This window comes from Rhizobium sp. BK418 (assembly GCF_004341105.1).
Taxonomy (GTDB): Bacteria; Pseudomonadota; Alphaproteobacteria; order Rhizobiales; family Rhizobiaceae; genus Rhizobium.
This window is the reverse complement of sequence record NZ_SLZK01000004.1, coordinates 102,605-129,275: the sequence shown is the minus strand read 5'-3', so window position 1 is coordinate 129,275 and position 26,671 is coordinate 102,605. Positions and strand designations below refer to the sequence as shown.

Genomic DNA, 26,671 nt, shown 5'->3' with positions numbered 1-26,671 from the left:
AAATATGTCAGCGGTGCTACCATATCGAGACAGTGCAAGTCGATTGCCACAAACGCAAATTGCCGTTGCAGCGGCAACACGGGTCTGTGATAAACTCGGCGCCATGAACGAGATGTCCAACGACGCATTCTTCGCCGGCGTACCGGTCTTTACCGATTTCGAGGGCGTGACCGATGAGAGCAATTACCAGCCGCTCCCCGAAGGGTGGGTGCTGGCGATGGCCGATATTGTCGGCTCGACCAAGGCGATCGCCGGCGGGCGCTACAAGGACGTCAACATGGCCGGCGCCAGCGTCATCTCAGCGGTGCTGAATGCCGTCAGCAAGGGTGACTATCCCTTCGTCTTCGGCGGCGACGGGGCCCTGATCGCCTTGCCTGGATCACTCGAAGCGGCCGCTCGCGAGGCACTCGCCGCTACACAGGTCTGGGTGAAGGAGGATCTTGACCTTGATCTGCGCATCGCGATCGTGCCGATCGCCGATATCCGCTCGGAAGGTCTCGATGTGCGGGTCGCCCGCTATTCGGCAAGTCCTTATGTCACCTATGCGATGTTTTCCGGCGGCGGCACGAGCTGGGCCGAGAAGAACATGAAGATGGGCCGCTATGGCGTCGAGAAGGCCGCGCCGGGCACCCGGCCGGACCTCGCCGGCCTCTCTTGCCGCTGGAGCCCGATCGAGGCGCATAATGGCGCAATCGTCTCGATCATTGCCGTGCCGGGCGAAGCCGGGCCGGGGCCGGAATTCCAGGCCCTCGTTGCCGGCATCGTTTCCATCACCGCCGAACAGAACCGCAATGGTCATCCGGTGCCGGAAGATGGGCCGGAGCTTGCCTTTTCGATGAAGGGCATCAATCGCGAGGCGAATGCCACGGCGCCTAAAGACAAACGGCTGCGGCAAAAGCTGTTCATCCTCCTGCAAACCGGCCTGATCATTTTCCTGCACAAATTCGGCATCACCTTCGCCCATTTCAACGCGCGCCGCTACAAGCGGGACGTCTCGGGCAATTCGGATTTCCGAAAGTTCGACGACGGCCTGAAGATGACCATCGATGTGGATGCAGCCCACCTCGCCCGCATCGAGACGCTGCTGAAACAGGCACAGGAAAAAGGCGTGGCGCGCTACGGCCTGCACCGCCAGTCGTCGGCCTTAATGACCTGCTTCGTGCCCACTCCCCTGTCGCGCGATCACATGCACTTCATCGACGGCGCCGCCGGCGGCTATGCCGTCGCCGCCAGCCAGATCACCGGCAAGCAGCTTTCCGGCGTGCTCGTCACGCCTTGATGACGTGATCGGCCGAGAGACCGAGGCGGCTGAGGACGTTCCGGGTGTCGACGATCAGTTTGGCGCTCTTTGAAAGAGCTGCATAATCGATGATGTCGTGATCGGTCGCGATGAGAACCGCGTCATATCCCGCAATGGCATCCGGCGTCAGACCGATGGATTTGCGGCCCTTCAGCGCCTGGTATTCACGGGTAGGCGGAATCTCCGCGACGAAGGGATCATGATAATCCGCCTTGCCGCCGCGCTCCTCGATGATTTCGATCAGCCGCAGTGACGGGCTTTCCCTGATATCGGCAACGTTCTTCTTGTAGGCAAGACCAAGGACAAGGACGCGAGAGCGGCTGAGCGCCTTGCCCGCCTGGATATCCAGAGCCTCAGCCAGCTTGCCGACGACATAACGCGGCATTGCCGAGTTGATTTCGCCGGCAAGTTCGATGAACCGGGTCGGCAGCTCATATTCACGCGATTTCCAGGTGAGATAGAAAGGATCGATCGGAATGCAGTGGCCGCCGAGGCCGGGGCCGGGATAGAAGGGCATATAGCCGAAGGGTTTGGTCTTCGCCGCATCGATGACTTCCCAGATATCGATGCCCATCGCCGCATAAACGGTCTTCAACTCGTTGACGAGGGCAATATTGACCGAACGGAAGATGTTTTCGGTGAGCTTCACAGCCTCAGCTGTCGCGTTGGAGGAGACGGGAACGACGGTCGAGACGGCTGCCCCATAGAAGGATTTCATCAGCGACAGGGCTTCCGCGCCATCCCCGGCGACGACCTTTGGGATGGTCGCGGTGCGGTAATGCTGATTGCCAGGATCCTCGCGCTCCGGCGAAAAGCCGATGAAGAAGTCGGAACCGGATTTGAGCCCCGTCTCTTCGAGAATGACCTTCACGATATCATCGGTCGTACCGGGATAGGTGGTTGATTCCAGCACGATCAGCTGACCCGGCCGCAAGTGGGCGCCGATCGAACGCGACGTCGTTTCCACGAAGGAAAGATCGGGATCGCGATGTTTGGTGAGCGGCGTCGGAACGCAGATGACGATCACGTCGCAATCCGCAAGACCGGCGAAATCGGTCGTCGAGAAAAAACGTCCCGCATCGATCTCGGCTGCCAATACCTCATTGGTCACCGCATCGATATAGGAGTGGCGCGCATCCAGCGCGACGATCTTCTTCGGGTCGATATCGAAGCCGATCACTGCAAAGCCGCTGCGCGCCACAGCCATCGCCAAGGGCAAACCGACATAACCAAGGCCGATAATGCCGGCGCGTGCCGTGCGGTCCTCAATCCTTTTTGACAGCGTTTCGAAGGTGGAAGAGCGTGCGTCCAAGGCCGTGCCTCATGCGAAAAGTGAATCCGACCGTTGATCTAATGCATGATCACGGCAAATTAAACCCGGCTCCGTTGCGCCGCCTGTCCGTGCCGCGCGCTGGCCTCCTTAGCCGGGTGTGGCGGAAATGACTCGGCTTGGCCAATCCCGACAGCCAAGACGCACAAAAAATTCTAAATCCCATTGTTTCGCATCTACCGCGTGCCTATCTGGCAGTCGATAATAAACCATTTGCGAAGATTGCTCGCCCCGTTTCCAGGAGGTCGGAAGCCGGCGGGTGTCATGGCTGAGCCATAGGCATATCGTTGACACGATAATACCGCTCGTACATCCTGAATTCCTTTGAGATCTGCGCGTCATGAACGTGCAGGTCCGGGCGTTTTTTGTTTTCAGGATGGACGTGCGCCATGAGGATAATACCAAGAATGAGCACGATCGAATCCAGCGTATCCTCCATTTTGTTGGACCGTGTTGCTGAATGGCTGACGAATTCATCGCTGGCCGGCGACGACCTTGAAAACATCGTGCGCGGTTTCTGCGAGCGGCTTGCCGCCGCCGGCCTGCCACTCGCGCGCGTGCACCTGACGTTCTCGATGCTGCATCCGCTCTACGACGCGCTGAGCTTTACCTGGAAGCGCGCGAGCGGGGTCACGATCGAGGGCTTCCGCATGCCGGCCGGCCAGAAGCCGGACCGCTTCCTGCAGAGCCCCTATTTCTATCTTCTCGACAACAATCTGCAGCATATCCGCCGTCGCATCATGCCTGACGGCCCGAATGAATTTCCGATTTTCGAGGATCTGAGGCAGGAAAAGATCACCGACTATCTCGCCTTCGTGCAACCGTTCGGGGATGGCTCCGTGCAGGGCATGATGGGTTCATGGTCGACCGACAGCCCGGCCGGTTTTTCCGACGACATGATCGACGCGCTGCTGCGCATGCAGAACCATCTGGCGGTCGCCGCCAAGATGGCGGTGCTTGCCAAACTCGCCAACAATATGCTGACCACCTATCTCGGCGGCGATGCCGGCAAACGCGTGCTGAACGGCCAGGTCCGCCGCGGTGACGGCGAAACGATCCGTGCGGCCCTCGTCATGGCCGACATGCGCGAATCGACCATGTATGCCGAGAAGGAAGGCCGGCAGGCCTATATCGATACGCTGAACCAGTTCTTCGACGCGATCGCCGCGCCCTTCAACCGCAATGGCGGCGAAATCCTGAGCTTTCTCGGTGATGGCTTTCTCGCGGTCTACCCCTGTGGCCGGCACAAGGATCCGTCCAAGATCGCTTGCGAGGCGGCACTTTCCGCCGTGCACCATGCGCAGGCGCGCGTTGCAGAGCTTAACAAGGATCGCGAGTTCAAGGGGCTCCCGAAGATTGGCTATGGCATCGGCCTGCATGTCGGCAACGTCATGTTCGGCAACGTCGGCTTGAAAGACCGGCTCACCTTCTCCGCTTTTGGTTCGGCAGTGAACGAGGTACAGCGCCTGCAGATTCTGACGAAGAAATATAACCGCGAAGTCGTCGCGAGTCAGGCCTTCGCCGGCTATTGCGGCGGCGAGTGGATCACCCTCGGCGAGGAGAAACTGCGCGGCATCCGCCAGAAAGTGACGGTACTGCAACCGCGTGCGCCGGCATCTACCATCCATGTCGACGAAGGCTTCCGCGAATCCGTTCAGAATGGTCTTTCTGAAGCCGAGCAGGTCATCATGCTTCACCGCGACAAGAAACAGGTAAAACGCACACCGATCGAAAAGTTCATTCAGTAAATACGCGCTGACATTGCGGCCGCTTTAGCGGTTGCATCGTATAATGAGATCCTTCGCACCCGACGCCTCGTAAAACAGGCGCAAGGTGCTGCTTTTTCCTCACGCCTGTCATCAACTGGACACCCCGTTTACTGTACGATAGTGTGCCTTAACGGGAACACATAAGGACTGGGGAATTTCATTGGTATGGCGTCTGCAGCCGATCTGTTGCGTATTGAGAATCTGGATGTCGCCTTCTCCGTTTTCGGCGATCGGCTACGCGTCGTAAAGGAAGCCAATCTTCGCATACTGCCGGGGAAAGTGACTGCCCTCGTGGGCGAAAGCGGTTCCGGCAAATCCGTCATCAGCCAGTCGATCATGGGCATCCTGCCGGCGCCGGCAGACGCGAGCGGTCGCATCCTTTTTACCGATCCGCTGGATGGTAAGGCGACGGACATCTTGGCTCTGTCACGTGACAGTCCTGAGATGCGCGACCTGCGCGGCCGTCGCATGGCGACCATCTTCCAGGAGCCGATGACGTCGCTCTCACCGCTCCACACGGTCGGCAACCAGATCAGCGAAGTGCTCCTGATCCACACGGACGCCGACAAGAGGGAAGCGCGCGAGCGCACCGAGGAAATGCTCGGGCTTGTCGGTTTTTCCAATCCAAAGCGCACTTACGACATGTATCCGTTCGAGCTTTCCGGCGGCATGCGCCAGCGCGCCATGATCGCGATGGCGCTGATCTGTAAGCCGGCGCTGCTGATTGCCGACGAGCCGACGACAGCACTCGACGTGACGATACAGGCGCAGATCCTCGAATTGCTTCGCGACCTGCAGGCCAAGCTCGGCATGGCCATGCTGCTCATCACCCACGATCTCGGGGTTGTCGCCAATATGGCAGACGAGGTGGTGGTGATCTATCACGGCGAGATCATGGAAGCCGGCCCCGTCGATGCGATCTTCCGTAATCCGCAGCATCCCTACCTCAAAGCGCTGATGGCTGCGGTTCCGCATTTTGACATGAAGCCGGGCGAGCGACTGAAGGCGCTTCGCGAGGTTCCGGTCAATCTGGAATCGCTGATCGGCAAAAAGAAGCTCGTCGAGAAGGAAGCACCGGGCGTGCTGCTTTCCGTCTCCAATCTTTCCAAAACCTACAAGACGCGCAAACGCGGTTTCTTCGGCGGGCAGGAAGCGGCCGTCGTACACGCCGTCGATGACGTCAGTTTCGATATTCGTCGCGGCGAGTGCCTGGGACTGGTTGGTGAATCCGGCTGCGGCAAGACGACGGTGAGCAAGATCCTGATGCGCGCAGTGACACCGGATGGCGGCGCGGTCCTCTTCAACGACGGCAACGAAGTCATCGACGTCCTCTCAGTCAAGGGCTCGGCACTGCAAGAGCTGCGCACCAAGATTCAGATGGTCTTTCAGGACCCGGTCTCCTCGCTCTCGCCGCGCATGACAGTGCGCAACATCCTGAGCGAACCGCTCGAGATTCACGACCGTGGTAACAGTGCCGAACGCCAGCGGAAGGTCGAAGCGTTGATGGGCGCAATCGGCCTAGACCGGCGCTATCTCAACCGCTATCCGCATAGCTTCTCCGGCGGCCAGCGCCAGCGCATAGGTATTGCCCGCGCGCTCGCCCTCGGCCCCAAGCTCATCATTCTGGATGAACCTGTCTCGGCTCTCGACGTTTCGGTCCAGGCACAGATCCTCAACCTTCTGAAGGACCTGCAGAAGGAGCTAGGGCTGACCTATCTCTTCATCTCGCATAATCTCGCCGTCGTCGACTATATGGCTGATCGTATCGCCGTCATGTGCAAGGGCCATATCGTCGAGATCGCGCCGCGCGAGATCATCCTGCGCAACCCGATCCATCCCTATACGAAATCGCTGCTTGCCGCCGTTCCCTTCCCGGATCTCGACCGACCGCTCGACTTCAAGGCGCTGCAGGAAAACGGCGCAGCCGAAAAGCAGAATTGGGGTCGCGTCTTCTCGCCCGATCATGACGACGCCTCGGAACTCGCCTTTGCCGATCTTGGTGGCGGTCATCTGGTGCGTGCCCGCAAGGGCGCCGATGCGAAGGAGCTGGTCTGATGGTGACCCGCCGCATCTTTCTCGGCGGCCTAGTCGGCTCGGCCATCGCGCCTTCGCTGCTTCGAGCACAGCAGATCGACGAACCAGAATTCCTGAAGGCGAAGCTCGCCGACGGTAGTCTGCCTCCCATGGCTGAGCGCATTCCGAGCGAACCGCGTATCGTCAATCTCAAGGACATGGGTCGCGTGCCTGGCACCTACGGCGGCAACGTGCGGACCATCATCGGCGGTGCGCGCGATATCCGCTACATGACGGTCTACGGCTATTCTCGGCTTGTCGGCTACGATACCAAGCTGCAGTTCCAGCCCGATATCCTGCGCGACTTCACCTCGGAGAATGCCACGGTCTTCACCTTCCGTCTGCGCAAGGGACACAAGTGGTCGGACGGTCATCCCTTCACGGCGGAAGCCTTCCGCTACTGGTGGGAAGACGTCATCCTCAACAAGGAACTGACGCCTGGCGGCGGCGCTCTGGAGCTACGCCCGCACGGTTCCTTGCCCAAGTTCGAAATGCTCGACGAACTAACGGTGCGCTATAGCTGGGACAAGCCCAATCCGGTGTTTCTATCGTCGCTTGCCGGCCCGTTGCCGCTCGTCATCTATGGTCCCGGCCATTACCTGAAACAGTTCCACAAAGAATTTCAGGACAAGGCCAAGCTCGACGACCTGATGAAAAAGAACCGGGCTAAGAAATGGGCCGATCTGCACATCAAAATGGCGCTCGCATCCCGGCCGAACAACCCGGACCTGCCGACGCTGGATCCCTGGCAGAACCGCACTGCGCCACCTGCCGACCAGTTCATCTTCGAGCGCAATCCCTTCTTCCATCGCGTCGACGAGAACGGCAGGCAACTCCCCTATCTCGACAAGTTCATTCTCAACGTCTCCTCCTCGTCCATCATCGCCGCCAAGGCGGGCGCGGGCGAATCCGATCTGCAGGCGACCGGCATTGACTTCAACGACTACACCTTCCTGAAGGAGGCTGAAAAGCGCTTCCCGGTAAACGTCGAACTCTGGAAAATGGCGCGGGGCTCGCGCATCACGCTGCTGCCGAACCTCAATGTCGCCGACGAAACCTGGCGCGCCGTCTTCCGCGACGTGCGCTTCCGTCGGGCTTTGTCATTGGCGATCGATCGGCATGAGATCAACATGGTCGCCTTCTACGGTCTCGGCAAGGCGAGCGCCGATACGGTGCTGCCGGAAAGCCCGCTCTTCAGGCAGGAATATGCGGACGCCTTTGTGAATTTCGATCCGGATACCGCCAATAAGCTGCTCGACGAACTCGGCCTCGACAAGCGCGCCAGAGACGGCATCCGTTTGCTGCCAGATGGCCGCCGCTGCGAGATTACCGTCGAGACGGCCGGTGAAAGTAACCTCGACACCGACGTTCTGGAACTGGTGCACGATCATTGGGCCAATATTGGCCTGGCACTCTTCACCCGCACCTCGCAGCGCGACGTGTTCCGCAACCGCGCCATGAGCGGTTCGATCATGATGTCGATCTGGTACGGGTTGGATAATGGCGTGCCGACCGCCGACATGTCTCCCTATGGACTAGCCCCTACACTGGATGACCAGCTTCAATGGCCGCTCTGGGGCATGTATTATCTTTCGGCCGGACAGGAGGGCAAGGCGCCCGATCTGCCGGAAGCGGCCGAACTTGTGGACCTTCTGAACCAATGGGGCCGAAGTGCTACGACGCAAGAGCGTGAGGTTATCTGGCACAAGATGCTGTCCCTCTACACCCAACAGGTCTTCTCGATCGGCCTCATCAACAGCACGCTGCAGCCGATCCTCAGATCCGCCAAGATGCAGAACGTGCCGGAGCACGCGCTTTACGGCTTCGATCCAACCTCCTACCTCGGCGTCTATATGCCGGACACCTTCTGGTTCAAGGAGGCCTAAACGATGATCCGCTATATCCTCTGGCGTATCGCCGCCATGGTGCCTACGCTGCTCGTGATATCGGCGCTGGTCTTTGTCATCATCGAGCTGCCGCCCGGCGACTTCTTCGAAAGCCAGATCGCGGAAATGCGCGCCCAGGGCGAGACCGCAAACCTGCAGGAAATCGAGGAGTTGCGCCATCAATACGGCTTCGACCAGCCGGAGATCGTGCGCTATTTCTATTGGGTCGGCGGCATGTTGCGCGGCGATTTCGGCTATTCCTTCGAATATCAGCTGCCGGTTTCCGACGTGGTGGGCGACCGCTTGTGGTTGACGATCCTCGTCTCCTTCTCGACCATCCTTCTCACCTGGCTGATTGCCTTCCCAATCGGCATCTATTCGGCAACCCATCAATATAGCTGGGGCGATTACGGCCTGACCTTCCTCGGCCTGCTCGGCATCGCCATCCCCAACTTCATGCTGGCGCTGATCCTGATGTACTTCGCCAATGTCTGGTTCGGACTCTCGATCGGCCATCTGATGGACCAGCAATTTCTGAACGAGCCGATGAGTTGGGCTAAGGCGCGGTCCATCCTCGCGCATCTCTGGATCCCAGTGATCATCGTCGGCACTGCGGGTACAGCCGGTATGATTCGCCGCCTGCGCGCCAACCTGCTCGACGAGATGCAGAAGCAATATGTGACGACCGCACGCGCCAAGGGTCTGCACCCGGTGCGCGCGCTGGTCAAATACCCGCTGCGCATGGCGCTCAATTTCTTCGTCGCCGATATCGGCTCAATCCTGCCGTCGATCATTTCCGGTGCCGAGATCGTCGCCATCGTTCTGTCACTGGAAACCACCGGACCGATGCTCATCAAGGCGTTGCAGAGCCAGGACATGTATCTTGCCGGTTCGTTCCTGATGTTCCTCGCCTTCCTGAATGTCATAGGCGTACTGATCTCCGACATAGCACTCGGCTTCCTCGATCCCCGCATCCGTCTGCAAGGCAGGAGCACCAAATAATGTCGCCCCTACCCGCACCTGGCGCAGCACTGCCGCATTACGTCTCGACTGCCCCCTTCGATCCGATAGCAACGGAAACGATGACCTCGGCGCAGTCGCGCATCCACCTTGCCTCGCAAAAGCAGCTCATGTGGTGGAAGTTCAAGCGCCACAGGTTGGCGCTCGTATCCGGCATCTTCCTCGCCGCCGTCTATTTCATGATCCTGATCGTCGAGTTCCTGGCACCCTACGGTCTGCACACTCGCAATGTCGATTTCATCCATTCGCCACCGCAGCGGGTCCGTCTCTTCGATAGCCAGGGCAATTTCGTCGGCCCCTTCGTTTACGGCCGAAAGATGACGCTCGATATCGACACGCTGCATCGCCTCTATACCAATAATGAAAACGACATCCAGCCTATCCGCTTCTTTTGCCGCGGTGATGGCTATAAGTTCTGGGGACTTATCGCGTCCGACTTTCACCTCGTCTGTCCGGCAATCGGCGGACAGATGTTCCTGCTCGGGACCGACCGACTTGGTCGCGATGTGCTGTCGCGTATTCTTTACGGCGCGCGCATTTCGCTCACCATCGGCCTCATCGGCATCGCCATCAGCTTCGTGCTCGGTATCGTCATCGGCGGTCTTGCCGGCTATTGGGGTGGCATCTTCGACCTCGTCGTGCAACGACTGATCGAAGTGCTGCAATCCCTGCCTTCGCTGCCGCTGTGGATGGCGCTTGCTGCCATCATGCCGGTGACCTGGAGCCCGATTGTCATCTATTTCGGCATCACCGTCATTCTCGGCATCATCGACTGGACAGGGCTTGCTCGCGCCGTGCGCTCCAAGCTACTGGCGCTGCGCGAGGAGGATTACGTCCAGGCCGCCCAATTGATGGGCGCCAGCACGCCGCGCATCATCGGCCGACATCTGGTGCCGGGCTTCATGTCGCATCTTATCGCGTCCGCCACCATTTCCATTCCGGGCATGATCCTCGGCGAAACGGCGCTCTCCTTCCTCGGCCTCGGCCTGCGACCGCCCATCACCAGCTGGGGCATTCTGCTGACCGAGGCCAAGAGCGTCAGCGTCATCGCCTTCTACCCGTGGTTGCTATTCCCGATCGTTCCTGTAGTACTGGTGATATTGGCGTTCAATTTTCTGGGAGATGGCTTGCGTGATGCGGCAGATCCCTACAAATAGCGTCGGGCTGGATAAAGCGCTTCGCGTCTGCCGGCTCACGGCCTCCGAACCGCGGGGGTGGTAGAAGTATGTCGTCCACCTCAGAGGGCACGCCTATGGCCAGACGTCTCGAAGATGCACGCATCCTCATGTACAGCCACGATACTTTCGGCCTTGGTCACCTGCGACGCTGCCGGACGATCGCTCATGCCCTCGTCGAGGATTATCGCGGCCTGAACATCCTCATCATTTCAGGCGCGACGATCGCCGGCGCCTTCGATTACCGCGCCCGCGTCGATTTCGTGAAGATTCCGAGCGTCATCAAGCTTCGCAATGGCGAGTATACGTCGCTCGCCAGTCATATCGATCTTCAGGACACGCTGAAGATGCGCGAGTCGAGCATTCGCCACACCGCCGAGACTTTCCAGCCCGACATCTTCATCGTCGACAAGGAACCGATGGGCCTTAAGGGCGAGGTCGAAGATACGCTTGCCTATCTGAAGGCACAAGGCACCGTTCTCGTGCTGGGCCTTCGTGAAATCATGGACGCGCCGCATCTGCTCGAAGCCGAGTGGAAGAAGAACAGTGTCATGCAGAAGATCGACCAATATTACGATAGCATCTGGGTCTACGGACCACCGGATTTCTACGATCCGCTTGTTGGTCTCGACGTGCCGGCCGGCGTTCGCCGCAAAATGGATTTCGTTGGTTTCCTGCAGCGCAGCGTTTCCAAGGGCAAGAATTCGCTGAACGCCCGCAAGGACGATTATATCCTCGTCACCACAGGCGGCGGCGGCGACGGCTCCGACCTCGTCCACGACGTGATGAACGCTTATGAAGCCGACGAGACGCTGACGCAGAAGGCGTTGGTGGTGCTCGGTCCCTATATGCCGGCAGCCGAGCGGACGAAACTTGTCAGGAAAGGCGAAAAGATCCCCTATATCGAGGTGATCGAATTCGACAATCATATGGAAGAGCTCATCGACGGCGCGACCGCAGTCGTCGCCATGGGCGGCTACAACACCTATTGCGAGATTCTCTCCTTCGACAAGCCGGCGCTTATCGTGCCGCGCGTCGCTCCCCGCGAGGAGCAGCTTCTGCGCGCCCGCCGCGCGAGCGAACTCGGCCTCATCGATATGCTGCTGCCCGAGCAATCCGCTAACCCGGCCATCATGGCGGAGACGCTGAAGCGGCTCCCCTCACGGCTTCCACCGTCAAAGAGCGGCAGCAATATGCATCTTGAGGGGCTAAATCAGATTTCGCGGACCGTTGGCGCATGGCTGGACGGTCATGGACGTCATCTCTCCCTCGTCGGCGCAGAATAAAAGAGCCTTCCTTTGCCGCCACGCCGCAAGATTCTCGTCGTGCTGAAAGGCTATCCCCGTCTTTCGGAAACCTTCATCGCCCAGGAATTGCTTGGCCTCGAAAAGGCGGGCTTCGACCTGACGCTGATCTCCATGCGCCGACCGACCGACAAGAAGCGTCACCCCGTCCATGACGAGATCAAGGCGCGCGTCGTCTATCTGCCGGAATATTTGCATGAGGAGCCTATCCGCGTGCTGAAGGGCCTCATCGCCGGCTTTTCGAAACCCGGCTTCGGCGCGGCGATGAAGCGTTTCTTTGCCGACCTGCCGCGCGACATATCCCGCAACCGCTTTCGCCGGCTCGGGCAGGCGCTGGTCCTGGCGCGCGAATGGCCCGATAAGGGGGAGTGGCTGCACGCCCATTTCATCCACACCCCGGCCTCCGTTGCCGAATATGCCAGCATCCTGACCGGCACACCCTGGACCTGTTCGGCCCATGCGAAGGATATCTGGACCTCACCCGACTGGGACCTCGGCCAAAAGCTTGACAGCGCCCGCTGGGCAGTCACCTGCACCCGTAATGGCTACGAGCATATGAAGGCGCTGACGGGGCGCAAGGATACTGTGCACCTCAGCTATCACGGCCTTGATCTTGCCCGCTTCGGCCATTTTGCAGGCGAGCGCTCAAACCGCGACGGCAGCGATCCCGCCGACCCCGCTGTCATCCTCAGCGTGGGTCGGGCGGTGGAAAAGAAGGGCTACGACGTGCTGCTGCGCGCCCTCGCCCTACTGCCTGCGGAGATTAACTGGCGCATGGACCACATCGGCGGCGGTGAGCAACTGTCTAAGCTGAAAAAGCTCGCCGCCGAGCTCGGCCTTGCCGAGCGAATTGCCTGGAAAGGCGCATTGGCCCAGGAAGACGTGCTCGATCACTACCGTCGCGCCGATCTTTTCGTCCTTGCGTGTCGCATTGCCGCCAATGGCGACCGCGACGGGCTCCCGAACGTGCTGGTCGAAGCCTGCAGTCAGCGGCTCGTCTGCCTCTCTACCAACGTCTCCGGTGTGCCGGAACTGTTGACCGACGGCGAGAACGGTCTGGTCGTGCCGGCCGAAGACCCGGCAGTCCTCGCAAAGGCACTCGAAACGGCGATCCGCAATCCGGATCTGCGCAAGCGGCTCGGAGATGCGGCCGAAGAGCGCGTGCGCAGCCACTTCGATTATCATTCCAGCATCCGGCAGCTGAGCAGCCTGTTCGAGGCAGAATGGCAGAAGGCGTCATGACGGCTCCCCGCATCTTCTTTTATGTCCAGCATCTGCTCGGCATCGGCCATATTGCCCGTGCCAGCCGCATTGCCGATGCGATGGCGAGCGATGGTTTCGATGTGACGGTCGTCACCGGCGGCCTGCCAGTACCCGGCTTTCCGGGCGACAATATCAGAACGATCGAGCTCCCACCGGTCGTCGCCAGCAACGTGGGCTTTTCCGGTCTTGCAGATGCCAATGGACAAGCGGCGGGTGAAGAATTCCTCTCCAGGCGCCGCGACCTGCTGCTGCAAGCCTTTGACGAGGCGAAGCCTGATGTTGTGATCATCGAAGCCTTCCCCTTCGGGCGCCGGCAAATGCGCTTCGAACTGCTGCCGCTGATTGACGCGATCGAAAATGCCGAACCACGGCCGAAGCTTCTGAGTTCGGTCCGCGACATCCTGCAGGAAAATCGCAAGGCTGGACGCGACGACGAAACAGTCAAGCTCATTAAGGACCATTTCGACGCTGTGCTCATCCACGGCGATCCGAGTTTCGTGCGCCTGGAAGATACTTTTCCGCTGACGAGCGAGATTGCCGGCCGACTGCGTTACACAGGCCTTGTCGCGCCGCCGCCCGCGCCGGAACCAACCGAGGTATTCGACATCATCGCGTCAGCCGGCGGCGGTGCCGTCGGTCTTGAACTGATCCGAGCCGCGCGCGACGCAGCTGCGTCCCTCCCTTCTTATCTGAGCTGGCTGCTGATTACCGGCCCCAATCTTCCGGAAGCCGATTTTTCCGCGCTTTCGGACGATGCGCCCGCCAACGTTACGCTGGTCCGCTTCCGTAAGGATTTCCCGTCGCTGCTGCGCGGTGCGAAAGTCTCGATATCGCAGGCCGGCTACAATACGGTCGGCGATCTCCTGCGCAGCGACTGCCGCTCGATCCTGATTCCGTTCGTGGCAGCGGGAGAGACGGAACAGACCGTGCGCGCCGAACGACTGAAAGCGCTCGGTCTTGCCTATATCCTGCCGGAAAAGGGGCTGACACTCGAAGCCGTCAAGACTGCTATCGAAAAGGCGCTTGCCGCGCCACGGCGCCCAGCCGTTTCCCTCGATCTCGATGGAGCAAAAAAAACTGCAGCCATCATTCGCTCAATGATCGGCTGAAACCCTCGCCTATTCCAAAATTCATGTGATATAACACAATTTCCGGCGAGAATCGGCGTTTCGACATTAGTCCGCTCCGCCTTGTTTTCGTTGCGATATCGGCGGTCTGACTGCATGATCCTGTACTCGGAGATTTCCCCTTCCTCAGCATCAGGATCGCTGTATGGACTTTCCCCCACAGTCTGATGGTTAGCCATGGAAAAAAGCCTCGCGCGCTACATCTGGAAGAACACGCGGCTGCAGCAGCTTTGGATTCTGCTGGTCGTCGCAGCCTCCATGGTACCCTACTTCCTGTCCTTCGACCTGCCGAAGCAGATCGTCAACGGACCCATTCAGGGTGACGGCTTCGAAGGACCGGGCGCAAGACAGACGTTCATGCACATAGCCTACGACATCCCGCTGATCGGGCATGTCGAATTCTTCAAGGGCCTGGAACTCAACCGCTTGCAGATGCTGATGGCGCTGAGCCTCGTCTTCCTGGCGCTCGTCGTGCTGAACGGCCTCTTCAAATTCTACATCAACACCTACAAGGGCCGGCTCGGCGAGCGCATGTTGCGTCGCATCCGCTTCGAACTCATCGATCGCGTGCTGCGCTTTCCGCCCGCCCATTTCAAGCGGGTGAAATCCGCCGAGATCGCCACGATGATCAAGGACGAGGTGGAGCCGATGGGCGGCTTCACAGGCGACGCCTTCGTCTCGCCCGCCCTGCTCGGCGGCCAGGCGATCACCGCGCTTGCCTTCATCATCATCCAGAATTTCTGGCTGGGCATGATTGCGGCTGCAATCGTCGGCGTTCAGGCGGTGGTCATCCCCCGCATGCGCAAGCGCCTGCTGGAGCTCGGCCGTCAGCGCCAGCTGACTGCCCGCGAACTTTCTGGCCGCGTCGGCGAAATCGTCGACGGTATCGGCACGATCCATGGCAACGACACGTCAAACCTCGAGCGTGCCGATATCGCCACCCGCCTCGGCCGCATCTTCTCGATCCGATACGATCTCTACCAGTGGAAGTTCCTGGTGAAGTTCATCAACAACTTCCTCGCCCAGGTCACACCATTCCTCTTCTACGCAATAGGCGGTTATCTGGCGCTGCAGGGCCGGCTCGACATCGGTCAGCTCGTCGCCGTCATTTCGGCCTATAAGGACCTTCCCGGCCCACTGAAGGAACTGATCGATTGGGACCAGATGCGTCAGGACGTGCAGGTCAAGTATGCGCAGGTCTACGAGCAGTTCAATGTCGAGCCCTTGATCGATAGCCGCATCCAGGAGCTTGCGACGACGCCGATCGCGCCGCTGACCAGCGCGCTGGTCGTTACCAATCTTTCAGTCAGCGACGACAGCGGGGCACGCCTCGTCGACCATGTCTCGGTGGAGATCAAGCCGAACGAGACAGTAGCGATCGTCGGGCCGAACGGCAGCGGCGCGGAAGCTTTCGCGGAAGCGCTTGGGCGCCTCGTCTGGCCGGATTCCGGCCGCATCACCATCGACGGACAAGATCTTCTGGAGCTGCCGGAAGCGATCACCGGACGACGCATCTCCTATGCCTCCGCCGACAGTTATTTCTTCCACGGCACGCTTCGCGACAACCTGCTCTACGGGCTCAAGCATGCGCCGATGAAAGAACCGGAATATGACGGCAAGGCGGCTCAAGAATATAAATGGTACGTCACAGAATCGCAAAAGGCCGGTAATCCGACGCTCGACCTCAACAGCGACTGGGTGGACTACAAGGCAGCCGGCGCGAACGGACCTGAAGACTTGCTGAAGGCGATCCGGCCGGTGCTCGACGCGGTCATGATGTCGCAGGATATTCTGGATCTGGCGCTACGCTCCACCGTCAATACGGAGGTTCACACCGCGCTCGGCAGCCATATCGTGGAACTTCGAAGGTCACTGCGCGAGCGGCTCGCCAAGGAAAACCTCGACGCCATCGTCGTGCCTTTCGATTTCGACACTTATAACGCACAGGCGACCGTCGGCGAGAACCTGCTGTTCGGCACGATGAAGCGGCCGCTGATGAACAATCGCAGGCTTGCCGGCCATCCCTATTTTCAGCAACTCTTCCGCGACACCGGTCTGAGTACCGATCTCTATGCAATGGGTCTGGAGATTGCGGAGAACGCGGTGGAACTCTTCCACGACCTGCCGCCGGACCACCCTTTCTTCCAGCAGCTCACCTTCATGACGGCGGATGACATTCCGACCTACCAAGCGTTGCTGCAGAAGCTGCAGGGCAAGCGTTTCGAGGACGCGACGCCGGAAGACCGGGCAAGTATCATTCGCCTGAGTTTCGCCTATATCGAGCCACGACACCGATTCGGCCTCTTGACCCAGGCGCTGATGGACAAGATCGTCGATGCTCGCAAGCAGTTCCACGAGAACATTCCCAGCGACCTCGCCGAACTGATAGAACGTTATGACATCAACCGCTTCACGGCCTCCGCGAGCCTGATGGACAATGTGCTTTTCGGCCGCATCGCCTATCAGCAGGCCGATGCCTCGGACCGCATCCGCATCATCATGGGTGAGCTCTTCGATGCGCTCGATCTCTACGACGACGTACTGTCGATCGGGCTGGAGTTCGATGTGGGTTCCGGCGGCAAACGCCTGACGGGGGTGCAGCGACAGAAGCTCAATCTCGCTCGCGCCCTGCTCAAGCGCTCCGACTACTTCATCTTCAACCGGCCGATCCCGGCGCTCGACCAGCGCATCCAGGACCAGATCACCCACAACATCATTGAAGGCCTGCACCAGGAAGGCAAGCGCCCGGCGATCATCTGGGTACTGTCCAACGCCAAGCTTGCGGAAATCTTCGATCGTATTCTGCTCTTCGATCGCGGCGATCTTGCCGAGGCGGGCAACTATCCGGAACTTTCCGAGAAAAACGGGATGTTCAAGGAACTGTTATCGTAATATTCTATTGGGGCGGCAGAGACGGCGCCCGCAAGGCGTTTGGAGTTGGTTTAGCGCATGATCAAAGACCATGCGGTAGGAGGTTATAGCGCTCATGCTGTTAAGAGATGAAGTCGAAATGCTGCGGCGGGTGCCGATCTTCTCAAGGATTGCACCAGCAAAACTCAAGCTCTTGGCCTTCACCTCCGATCGTATGACCTACCGCGCTGGTCAAAACCTGTTTCGCCAGGGTGATGTCGGCGACGCTGCCTATGTCGTTCTGTCAGGCACGGCAGATATCATCGTTTCTTCGCCCGCCGGCGAGATCAAGGTCGCCGATGTCGAGGTCAATTCTATCGTCGGCGAAATCGCCATTCTCTGTGACGTCTCGCGAACAGCGACGGTGCGAGCCACCTCACCGCTCGAAGTGCTGCGCATCAGCAAGGAGCATTTCCTCAAGCTTCTGAGCGATTTCCCGGAAATGGCCGTGGAGATCATGCGCGTGCTCGCCGACCGCCTCAATCACACGACCGCCGAACTGACCGCCGCGCGCGCTGCCAAGCAGCCACAGATGGCGCAGTAAAGCCCAACATAACATCCCAAACAAAAGGCCCGCCAGGTTTCCCAGGCGGGCCTTTTCCGTGTGCCGCTGTGTGCGCTATTCGCGCTGTTCCAGCGCCCTGCTGAAGGCAAGCGCCGCCAGCGTGCAGATCGCGCCCGAGAGCAGGTAGTATCCGACGAAGGCCAGACCGAACTGGCTCGACAGACTGAGCGCCACCAGCGGTGCAAAGCCGGCGCCGACCAGCCAGGCAAGGTCGGAGGTGAACGCCGCCCCGGTATAGCGATAGCCGCGGCCGAAGCGCGACGAGATCGAGCCGGTCGCCTGACCGAAGGAAAGACCGAGTACGCCGAAGCCGATAATGACGTAGGCGTCATGCCCTGTATTATCGGCGCCGATCAGCAGCGGTCCGATGAAGCTGAAGATCGCAATCAGCACCGCACAGATCGCCAGCTGCGCGCGGCGGCCGATGCGGTCCGCGATCATGCCCGAGGCTATGATGGCGACGACGCCGACGATGGCACCGATAACCTGCACCACCATGAAGGCGCCGATCGGCCGATCGCTGTGAAGGCTCACCCAGCCAAGCGGGAAAATGGTGACGAGGTGGAACATGGCAAAGCTTGCCAGCGGCACGAAAGCGCCGATCAGAATATCGCGGCCGTGGACGCGCAGCACGTCGAGGATCGGCGCAGCTTCAAGCTCATGCTGTTCCAGCAGCGTACCGAATTCCTTGGTCATGACGAGACGAAGGCGGGCAAAGAGTGCGACGACGTTGATCGCGAAGGCGACGAAGAACGGATAACGCCAGCCCCACGACAGGAAATCTTCCGCAGAGAGGTTGGCGACGAAGTAGCCGAACAGGATGCTTGCCAGCGCGAAGCCGATCGGCGCGCCGAGCTGCGGGATCATCGCATACCAGCCGCGATGGTTCGGCGGCGCATTGAGTGCAAGCAGCGAGGCGAGACCGTCCCAAGCGCCGCCGAGCGCAAAACCCTGGCCGAGCCGGAAGAGCGCAAGCAGCGCGATCGACCAGTAGCCGATTTCATCAAAGCCCGGCAGGAAGGCGATTGACGCCGTCGAGCCACCGAGCAGGAAGAGAGCGATGGTCAGCTTCGTGCCGCGCCCATACAGGCGGTCGATGGTCATGAAAACGACCGAACCGACGGGGCGGGCAAGGAAAGCGAGCGAAAAGATCGCAAAGGAATAGAGCGTCCCCGTCAGCCGGTCCGGGGCGAAGGGAAAGACGAGCTGGGGAAAGACGAGTACGGATGCAAGGCCGTATACGAAGAAATCAAAAAACTCGGACATGCGACCGATCACCACGCCGACGGCGATGCTGCCGGGCGAAACCGGCTTGTCATCGTGGATGCGCCGCGCATCCCGTTCCAGCGATGACGATGATGGTCCTAAATGTGTGGCAGTAGCCATATGAAACGCCTCCCTCGTTCAAGATGCTTTTTACAAAGCACCTCGGAGCTGATCTTGTTCCATCTTTGCAGCTTATCAAGTCCTGATTGGGCAAATAGTTACGTCGAATTCCCAAAAATCAATGTGGCCGGAAAAATCGCGTGACGCATCAGCCAACCTATTACAGAGTTTTATTGGGCAAAGCTGTGCGTTTCGGATATAAAAAGGCGGCGTCGCCAAAATTCCTTCGACTTTTTGTCAGGATTCCGAGGCGTCGTGGACGCTGACTGCTCCCGCGGTGCAAAATGCATGTTGCACTGCGACCAAAGACCTCATATCGCTGCCCGTGCCAGTGCTTTAGTCGGCAATCGAACGAAACAAAAAGAGCTTAGAGACGTGCAAAAACTGTCAAAGTTTTCCCGCCTTCTATTAGTCTTGCCGCTGTTTTTTTTGGCAGGATGCAACATGGTGGTCATGTCGCCCTCTGGCGATATCGCCGTCCAGCAGCGCGACCTCATCGTCGTCTCCACGGTGTTGATGCTGTTGATCATCATACCAGTGATCTTCCTCACGCTGCTTTTCGCCTGGCGCTACCGGCGCTCAAATACGGCTGCGAACTACGCGCCCGAATGGCATCACTCCACGCGCCTTGAAATCGTGATCTGGGCAGCGCCTCTTGCCATCATCATTGCGCTCGGCGCGGTTACCTGGATCTCCACACATAAGCTTGATCCCTTCCGTCCGCTCGACCGTCTTGATGCCGACCGCGCCGTTCCGAGAGATACCAAGCCTTTGACTGTCGAGGTGGTGGCGCTCGACTGGAAGTGGCTGTTCTTCTACCCCGACCTCGGCATCGCGACCGTCAACGAACTCGCAGCCCCGGTCGACGTGCCGATCAATTTCAAGATCACGTCCTCTTCGGTGATGAACTCCTTCTTCATCCCTGCGCTCGCCGGCCAGATCTACGCCATGCCTGGCATGGAAACGAAGCTGCATGCCGTCATCAACAGGGAAGGCGAATTTGATGGTTTCTCCGCCAATTACAGCGGCGCAGGCTTCTCGAACATGCGCTTCAAGTTCCATGGCCTGAACCAGCAGGGTTTCGACGCCTGGGTGGCGCAGGTGAAGCAGCGGGGCACGATGCTGAACCGTGACGCCTATCTGAAGCTGGAAAAGCCAAGCGAGAGAGAACCGGTGCGTTATTATGCCAGCGCCGATGCCGACCTCTACAACGCGATCCTCAACCTGTGTGCCACGCCTGGAAAGATGTGCATGAACGAGATGATGCACATCGACATGATGGGCGGCGGCGGCAAGGAAAGCAAAGGAAACCGCGAAAAGCTGACCTACGACAACCGTTATACGGACGAAGGCGTTGTCGCCCCCGGCGCGACAGTGCCCGCTACCGGCGCTCCTTCCCGCGCCGAACCTCCTCGCGAGGGCGATGGCAATGGCGCGCAGCACGATATGCAGAACATGCCCGGAATGGACATGCAGCATGACGGCCATACCACGCCCGGCATGAGCAATGGCGGCGATGCGGCGCCGGCGCAGCTCAACAATGACAATTAACCTGGCGCTTTGCGTCGCAAGACATAATGAACGGGTTGTTCCATGTTTTCCAATCCTGACCTCCTGAAGTTCATCTTCGGCCGGTTGACCCTAGACGCGATCCCCTATCACGAGCCGATCCTGGTCGTGACCTTCATCGGCGTCGTCATCGGCGCCATCGCGGTGCTCGGTATCATCACCTATTTCAAGTTCTGGGGTCCGCTTTGGCGCGACTGGATCTGCAGCGTCGATCACAAGAAGATCGGCATCATGTATGTGATCCTGGCCGTCATCATGCTTTTGCGTGGCTTTTCCGACGCTCTTCTGATGCGCGGCCAGCAGGCGATCGCCTTCAATGGCAATGAGGGCTATCTGCCGCCGCACCATTACGACCAGATCTTCACGGCGCATGGCGTCATCATGATCTTCTTCGTGGCGATGCCCTTCGTCACCGGCCTCATGAACTTCGTGGTGCCGCTGCAGATCGGCGCGCGCGACGTCTCTTTTCCGTTCCTCAACAACTTCTCGTTCTGGATGACGACGGCGGGTGCGATCATCATCATGCTCTCGCTCTTCATTGGCGAATTCGCCCAGACCGGCTGGCTCGCCTACCCGCCGCTGTCGGGTGCCGCCTATAGTCCTGGCGTCGGCGTCGACTATTATATCTGGGGCTTGCAGGTTGCCGGTGTCGGGACGACGCTGTCGGGCATCAACCTGATCGCGACCATCGTGAAGATGCGCGCGCCGGGCATGACCTTCATGAAGATGCCGGTCTTCACCTGGACATCACTCTGCACCAACATCTTGATCGTCGCGTCCTTCCCGATCCTGACGGCGACGCTCGCTCTCCTGTCGCTCGACCGTTATGTCGGTACGAACTTCTTCACGAACGACCTCGGCGGCAATCCGATGATGTATGTTAACCTCATCTGGATCTGGGGCCACCCGGAAGTCTACATCCTCGTGCTGCCCGCCTTTGGCATCTTCTCGGAAGTGGTCGCGACCTTCTGCGGCAAGCGCCTGTTCGGTTACGCTTCCATGGTCTACGCCACCTGCGTTATCATGATCCTGTCCTATCTCGTGTGGCTGCACCACTTCTTCACGATGGGTTCGGGTGCCTCCGTCAATTCCTTCTTCGGCATCACCACGATGATCATCTCAATCCCGACCGGGGCGAAGATGTTCAACTGGCTCTTCACCATGTATCGCGGCCGCATCCGCTATGAAGTGCCGATGCTATGGACCGTCGGCTTCATGGTGACCTTCGTCATCGGCGGCATGACCGGGGTGATGCTTGCCGTTCCGCCAGCCGATTTCGTGCTGCACAACTCGCTGTTCCTGATCGCGCATTTCCATAACGTGATCATCGGCGGCGTTCTGTTCGGCATGTTCGCCGGCGTGAACTACTGGTTCCCGAAGGCCTTCGGCTTCAAGCTCGATCCCTTCTGGGGCAAGATGAGCTTCTGGTTCTGGCAGATCGGCTTCTGGTTCGCCTTCATGCCGCTCTATGTGCTTGGTCTGATGGGCATCACTCGCCGCATGAGCCAGTTCGATGATCCGTCGCTGCAGATCTGGTTCATCATCGCTGCCTTCGGTGTCGGCCTAATCGCGCTCGGGATCGCCTCTTTCCTGATCCAGATCGTCGTCTCCTTCATGAGGCGCGAAGAGCTGCGTGACGACAGCGGCGACCCCTGGGACGGTCGTACGCTGGAATGGTCGACCTCCTCGCCGCCGCCGGACTATAATTTCGCCTTCACGCCGGTCGTGCATGATCATGACAGCTGGTACGACATGAAGAACCGCGGCTTTGAACGCCCGCTTGGCGGCTTCAAGCCGATCCACATGCCGAAGAACACCGGCACCGGGGCGATCCTGGCCGCCATCAGCGTAGCACTTGCCTTCGGCCTGATCTGGTACATGTGGTGGCTGGTCGTCCTGTCCGCCGTCGCCATGTTTGTCGTCGCGATTGGTCATACCTTCAACTATAAGCGCGACTTCTACATTCCCGCGGAAGAAGTCACCGAAACGGAAGGCAAGCGAACCCGGCTGCTTGCGGAGCAGGTGTAAGAGACCATGAGCGATCATACTGTCGACACGGCCGAAAAGCCTGAATTCTACCTCACGGAAGACCATCATCCGGACAACAGCACCAATCTCGGCTTCTGGCTCTATCTGATGAGCGACTGCCTGATCTTCTGCGTGCTGTTTGCCACACATGCCGTGCTCGGACGCAGCTATGCGGCCGGCCCGTCGCCGGCCGATCTCTTCGATCTGACGCTGGTAGCGATCAACACGTCGATGCTGCTGCTCTCCTCCATCACCTACGGTTTTGCGATGCTGCAGATGGAGCGCAATGCAAAAGCGGAAACGCTGTTCTGGCTGGCCGTGACCGGCCTTTTCGGCGCAGCCTTCATCGGCCTCGAACTCTATGAGTTCGTGCACCTCATCCGTGAGGGTGCAGGACCACAGCGCAGCGCCTTCCTGTCGTCCTTCTTCACCCTGGTCGGCACGCACGGCCTGCACGTCACCTTTGGCATCATCTGGCTGATCACGCTGATGGTACAGGTGTCCATGCACGGCCTGATCGAAGCCAATCGCCGCCGCCTGATGTGCCTTTCGATGTTCTGGCATTTCCTCGACGTCGTCTGGATCGGCGTCTTTTCCTTCGTTTACCTGATGGGAGTTCTTGGATGACTTCGCAAGCACCCGCACATGAGGATGCCCACGAGGCTCACCACGGCCACAGCCATGGGCATCAGGCCGGCCACGGTACTTTCAAGAGCTACATGACTGGCTTCGTTCTGTCCGTCATCCTGACCGCCATTCCTTTCTGGCTGGTCATGGCAGGCGTCTTCGAAAGCCGCGTCGTTACCGCCATTATCGTTATGGCGCTCGCCGCCGTACAGATCGTCGTTCACATGATCTTCTTCCTGCACATGAACACGAAGTCGGAAGGCGGCTGGACGATCATGGCGTTGATCTTCACAATCGTCATCGTGGCGATCGCTCTTTCGGGTTCGCTCTGGGTCATGTACCACCTGAATACGAACATGATGCCGATGAGCCCCGAAATGATGAAGAACATGCCTTAACGGCAAAGGAGCGGGCGGCGGCGACATCGCCCGTTGCGGTTTATCCATGACCGACGTCTCTTCCGCCCAAAAAGACAAACCACGTTCGGCGATAGCACTTGCGATCCTCGGGCTCGGCCTCCTGGCTCTGACAGTTGCGCTGATCGCACTCGGCACTTGGCAGGTTTATCGTCTTTCCTGGAAGCTCGATCTCATCGCCCGCGTCGATGGTCGCGTTCACGCCGAACCCGTCGCGCCACCCGCTCAGGCGGACTGGAGCAAGGTCAATGCCCAGAGCGACGAATACCGGCGGGTAACGGCATCTGGCACTTTCGAAAACGACAAGGAAACGCTGGTAACGGCATCGACTGCGCTTGGCCCAGGCTATTGGGTGCTGACGCCGCTCAGGCTCGCGGATGGCAGTGCGATCCTCGTCAATCGCGGTTTCGTGCCGATCGACCGCCGCAGCCCGGCTTCACGGCAGGTCGGTCAGATTGATGGACCGGTCGATGTCACAGGGTTGCTGCGCATGAGCGAGCCTAACGGCATGCTGCTGCGCTCCAACGATCCGGCGGGCGACCTCTGGTATTCACGCGATATTGGGGCAATAATCCAGAAACGAGGCATTGCTGATGCAGCGCCATTCTTCATCGACGCAGACGCGACGCCCAATGCCGGCGGCTTTCCCGTGGGCGGATTAACCGTGCTCGATTTCCCGAACAACCACCTTGTTTACGCATTCACCTGGTATGTGCTGGCGATCACAGTGGCGGGGCTTCTTGTCTATATCGTGCGAAGCGAGATCAGGATACGGCGGAGAACATGAGCGGACCTCTCAAAGGGCACAGGCTTTCGACTTTTATGGTGAAGGCCAGAAGTCAAACTCCGTTCCGGCCATCTCTCGTCGATCCTGAGTAGCTGCTCGTTATGGGACGGAAATGTCCTTTTGCTGCTTCCACACGTTAGGTTGTCTGCCTGCTCTCTCGTATTCGACTACCGCCCGACCGATCGCTTCAGCAAGCTGTGCCTGCGAGAAGGGTTTGCCGAGCCGCGGCAAGTCGACGATACCAGCTCCTTCCGGAATTTCAGCGAAACCTGTCGCAAGGATGATCGGCATTTCCGGCCAGTTGCTGCGGACCGCTGCAGCAAATTGCGAGCCGGTCATGTGCGGCATGGCATGGTCGGAAATAACGAGATCAACGCTTTCTCGGCGAAGGATGTCGAGCGCATCGGCGCCGGCCGTCGCCTCGAAGACGGTGTGGCCAAGATCCTCGAGCATCAGCGCCGTGTTCATCAAAACCAGTCCATCATCATCGACGGCAAGAATGCGCAGCGGCCGCGAACCGATTGCGGGTTCAGGCGCAGACTGTTCGAAGTGTTCGACCGGTTTTTGGGCTTCAATAACCGGAAGCCACAGCTCAGCGGTGGTGCCTTCACCGAGCCGGCTCTTCAACACCAGCCTGCCGCCCGACTGGGCGGCAAGCCCTTGCACCATGGAGAGCCCGAGACCTGTACCCTTGCCTACACCTTTGGTCGTGAAGAACGGCGTCACCGCCTGTTTCAACGTCTCTTCGTCCATGCCTTCACCCTCATCGGCGACGGCGAGGCGCACATAGTGGCCGGCGGGCAGGGGGTCGCCGTCAGGCACGACCTCTTCAGTGGCCTTGATCTTGATCAACCCACCGCCAGGCATGGCATCGCGGGCATTGAAGACGAGATTGAGCACCGCCGTCTCTAACTGGTTCGGGTCGGTAGCGATCGTCGGCAGGCTTTCGGGAAATTCAGTTTCAAGCGAGGCGATCGGGCCGAGGGAACGGGAGACCATGTCCATCATGCCGCGCAAGAGCTCGGAAACATCGATCCTCTCGACCTGCAGCTCCTGGCGGCGGGAAAAGGCGAGCATGCGCTGGGTCAGTGCAGCACCGCGCTGGGCGCCGAGCATGGCGTTGTCAACAAGAGGGGAGAGTGTCGGATCCTGCGGCATGCGTTTCTTGAGGATCTCGAGGCTACCCAGCACCGCCATCAGCAGATTGTTGAAGTCATGGGCGATCCCGCCGGTTAGCTGCCCGATTGCTTCCATCTTCTGCGCCTGAAAAAGCTCTTCGCGGGTCCGCTCGAGCGCTCGCTGCGTCTCCATCTTTTCGGTAATGTCGCGGGTAATCTTGGCAAAACCGATAATTTCACCGAAATCGTCCTTGATCACGTCGATAACGATGTGAGCCCAGAAACGCGAGCCGTCCTTGCGCACCCGCCAGCCTTCCCTCTCGAACCGCCCGTCACGGCTGGCGGTGGCCAGTGCTTGTTGAGGCAATCCGTTAGAGCGATCCTCATCTGTGTAAAAACTAGAAAAGTGTCGGCCGATGATCTCTTCCGAGCGATAACCCTTGATGCGCTCGGCGCCGGAATTCCAGCTCGTCACATTGCCCTCCGGGTCGAGCATGTAGATCGCATAATCGGAGACGCCCTGTACGAGAAGGCGAAACTGCTCCTCACGGCGCTTCAGCGCATTCTCGGCTGCCCTACGTTCCGTCAGGTCGCGGATGATCTTGGCAAAGCCGATCAACTCACCAGAAGCGTGGCGAATCGGATCGATGATGACATGGGCCCAGAAGCGCGTTCCGTCCTTGCGCTGGCACCAGCCTTCCCCCTCGAAGCGTCCTTCGGTGGCCGCAATCGCGAGCGCCCGGGCTGGCAGGCCGGCTTTCCTGTCGGCATCGAGATAGAAACGGGAGAAATGTTGGCCGAGGATTTCGGAAGCGAGGTACCCCTTGAAACGCTCGGCGCCGGAATTCCAGCTCGCCACATAGCCTTCGGGACTCAGCATATAGATCGCGTAATCGGTGATCGCATCGACGAGTACGCGAAAACGTCCCTCGTCCTGAAGAGACGTGTCGTATTGATCCAAGGCTTCCATCCGCCCCCCTAATGCTGCACCAGCGCAAAATAACGCAGGCTCGAGCTG

Annotated in this window: 19 protein-coding genes; 16 read left to right on the top strand and 3 right to left on the bottom strand. The window is 59.4% G+C overall.

Annotation, left to right across the window (positions count from 1 at the left end; all coding sequences use genetic code 11):
* Positions 1 to 103 precede the first annotated feature (103 nt).
* The gene (locus EV281_RS17535; protein WP_132654575.1) at positions 104 to 1,279 is read left to right on the top strand and encodes a DUF3095 domain-containing protein; all 1,176 of its coding nucleotides are present in this window, start codon (positions 104 to 106) and stop codon (positions 1,277 to 1,279) included.
* On the opposite strand, the gene EV281_RS17530 is transcribed toward EV281_RS17535, so the two are convergent.
* Positions 1,269 to 2,612 (bottom strand): nucleotide sugar dehydrogenase, encoded by a 1,344-nt coding sequence (locus tag EV281_RS17530; protein ID WP_132654573.1) that lies wholly within the window; start codon positions 2,610 to 2,612, stop codon positions 1,269 to 1,271. The two genes, EV281_RS17535 and EV281_RS17530, sit on opposite strands and share 11 nt — an antisense overlap.
* A gap of 425 nt (positions 2,613 to 3,037) precedes the next feature.
* Between EV281_RS17530 and EV281_RS17525 the strand changes: the two genes are divergently transcribed.
* The 10 genes from EV281_RS17525 (at position 3,038) to EV281_RS17480 (ending at position 17,701) form a co-directional block, all read left to right on the top strand.
* Entirely contained in the window at positions 3,038 to 4,378 is a 1,341-nt protein-coding gene (locus EV281_RS17525) for an adenylate/guanylate cyclase domain-containing protein (RefSeq protein ID WP_132654571.1), read from the top strand.
* 186 nt (positions 4,379 to 4,564) lie between these two features.
* A complete protein-coding gene (locus tag EV281_RS17520; RefSeq protein WP_132654569.1) occupies positions 4,565 to 6,454 on the top strand; it encodes an ABC transporter ATP-binding protein in 1,890 nt (629 codons plus the stop codon).
* Positions 6,454 to 8,358 (top strand): ABC transporter substrate-binding protein, encoded by a 1,905-nt coding sequence (locus EV281_RS17515; protein WP_132654567.1) that lies wholly within the window; start codon positions 6,454 to 6,456, stop codon positions 8,356 to 8,358. The genes EV281_RS17520 and EV281_RS17515 overlap by 1 nt, the downstream gene beginning before the upstream one ends.
* A 3-nt stretch (positions 8,359 to 8,361) precedes the next feature.
* A complete protein-coding gene (locus EV281_RS17510) occupies positions 8,362 to 9,360 on the top strand; it encodes an ABC transporter permease (RefSeq protein ID WP_132654565.1) in 999 nt (332 codons plus the stop codon).
* Complete coding sequence (locus EV281_RS17505) at positions 9,360 to 10,535, top strand: ABC transporter permease (protein WP_165911918.1); 1,176 nt, start codon at positions 9,360 to 9,362, stop codon at positions 10,533 to 10,535. The genes EV281_RS17510 and EV281_RS17505 overlap by 1 nt, the downstream gene beginning before the upstream one ends.
* Positions 10,536 to 10,630: 95 nt before the next feature.
* Complete coding sequence (locus EV281_RS17500) at positions 10,631 to 11,839, top strand: glycosyltransferase family protein (RefSeq protein ID WP_132654561.1); 1,209 nt, start codon at positions 10,631 to 10,633, stop codon at positions 11,837 to 11,839.
* A 12-nt stretch (positions 11,840 to 11,851) separates the two neighbouring features.
* Complete coding sequence (locus EV281_RS17495) at positions 11,852 to 13,099, top strand: glycosyltransferase (protein WP_132654559.1); 1,248 nt, start codon at positions 11,852 to 11,854, stop codon at positions 13,097 to 13,099.
* Positions 13,096 to 14,229: a glycosyltransferase gene (locus EV281_RS17490; RefSeq protein WP_132655415.1), complete on the top strand. Its 1,134-nt coding sequence runs from the start codon at positions 13,096 to 13,098 to the stop codon at positions 14,227 to 14,229. Before EV281_RS17495 ends, EV281_RS17490 begins: the two co-directional genes overlap by 4 nt.
* 195 nt (positions 14,230 to 14,424) lie before the next feature.
* Positions 14,425 to 17,139: an ABC transporter ATP-binding protein gene (locus EV281_RS17485; RefSeq protein ID WP_132654557.1), complete on the top strand. Its 2,715-nt coding sequence runs from the start codon at positions 14,425 to 14,427 to the stop codon at positions 17,137 to 17,139.
* A 94-nt stretch (positions 17,140 to 17,233) separates the two neighbouring features.
* Complete coding sequence (locus EV281_RS17480; protein ID WP_132654555.1) at positions 17,234 to 17,701, top strand: cyclic nucleotide-binding domain-containing protein; 468 nt, start codon at positions 17,234 to 17,236, stop codon at positions 17,699 to 17,701.
* 75 nt (positions 17,702 to 17,776) lie between these two features.
* Here EV281_RS17480 and EV281_RS17475 read toward each other — a convergent pair whose 3' ends face one another.
* Positions 17,777 to 19,108 carry an MFS transporter gene (locus EV281_RS17475; protein ID WP_132654553.1) on the bottom strand — a complete coding sequence of 444 codons (1,332 nt, stop codon included), beginning with the start codon at positions 19,106 to 19,108 and terminating at the stop codon, positions 17,777 to 17,779.
* A gap of 375 nt (positions 19,109 to 19,483) precedes the next feature.
* Between EV281_RS17475 and cyoA the strand changes: the two genes are divergently transcribed.
* Genes cyoA through EV281_RS17450 form a run of 5 tightly spaced genes read left to right on the top strand, consistent with a single transcriptional unit; the run spans position 19,484 to position 24,535 of the window.
* Positions 19,484 to 20,659 carry a ubiquinol oxidase subunit II gene (cyoA, locus tag EV281_RS17470; RefSeq protein WP_132654551.1) on the top strand — a complete coding sequence of 392 codons (1,176 nt, stop codon included), beginning with the start codon at positions 19,484 to 19,486 and terminating at the stop codon, positions 20,657 to 20,659.
* Between the two features lie 42 nt (positions 20,660 to 20,701).
* Positions 20,702 to 22,705, top strand: coding sequence for a cytochrome o ubiquinol oxidase subunit I (gene cyoB, locus EV281_RS17465; protein ID WP_132654549.1), 2,004 nt, complete (start codon positions 20,702 to 20,704; stop codon positions 22,703 to 22,705).
* A 6-nt stretch (positions 22,706 to 22,711) separates the two neighbouring features.
* A complete protein-coding gene (gene cyoC, locus EV281_RS17460; protein WP_132654547.1) occupies positions 22,712 to 23,332 on the top strand; it encodes a cytochrome o ubiquinol oxidase subunit III in 621 nt (206 codons plus the stop codon).
* A complete protein-coding gene (gene cyoD / locus EV281_RS17455; RefSeq protein WP_132654545.1) occupies positions 23,329 to 23,730 on the top strand; it encodes a cytochrome o ubiquinol oxidase subunit IV in 402 nt (133 codons plus the stop codon). The genes cyoC and cyoD overlap by 4 nt, the downstream gene beginning before the upstream one ends.
* A gap of 46 nt (positions 23,731 to 23,776) precedes the next feature.
* The gene (locus tag EV281_RS17450; protein ID WP_132654543.1) at positions 23,777 to 24,535 is read left to right on the top strand and encodes an SURF1 family protein; all 759 of its coding nucleotides are present in this window, start codon (positions 23,777 to 23,779) and stop codon (positions 24,533 to 24,535) included.
* Positions 24,536 to 24,634: 99 nt separating this feature from the next.
* Here the strand turns inward: EV281_RS17450 and EV281_RS17445 are convergent, their stop codons facing one another.
* Positions 24,635 to 26,623 (bottom strand): PAS domain-containing sensor histidine kinase, encoded by a 1,989-nt coding sequence (locus EV281_RS17445; RefSeq protein ID WP_245508300.1) that lies wholly within the window; start codon positions 26,621 to 26,623, stop codon positions 24,635 to 24,637.
* Positions 26,624 to 26,671 lie beyond the last annotated feature (48 nt).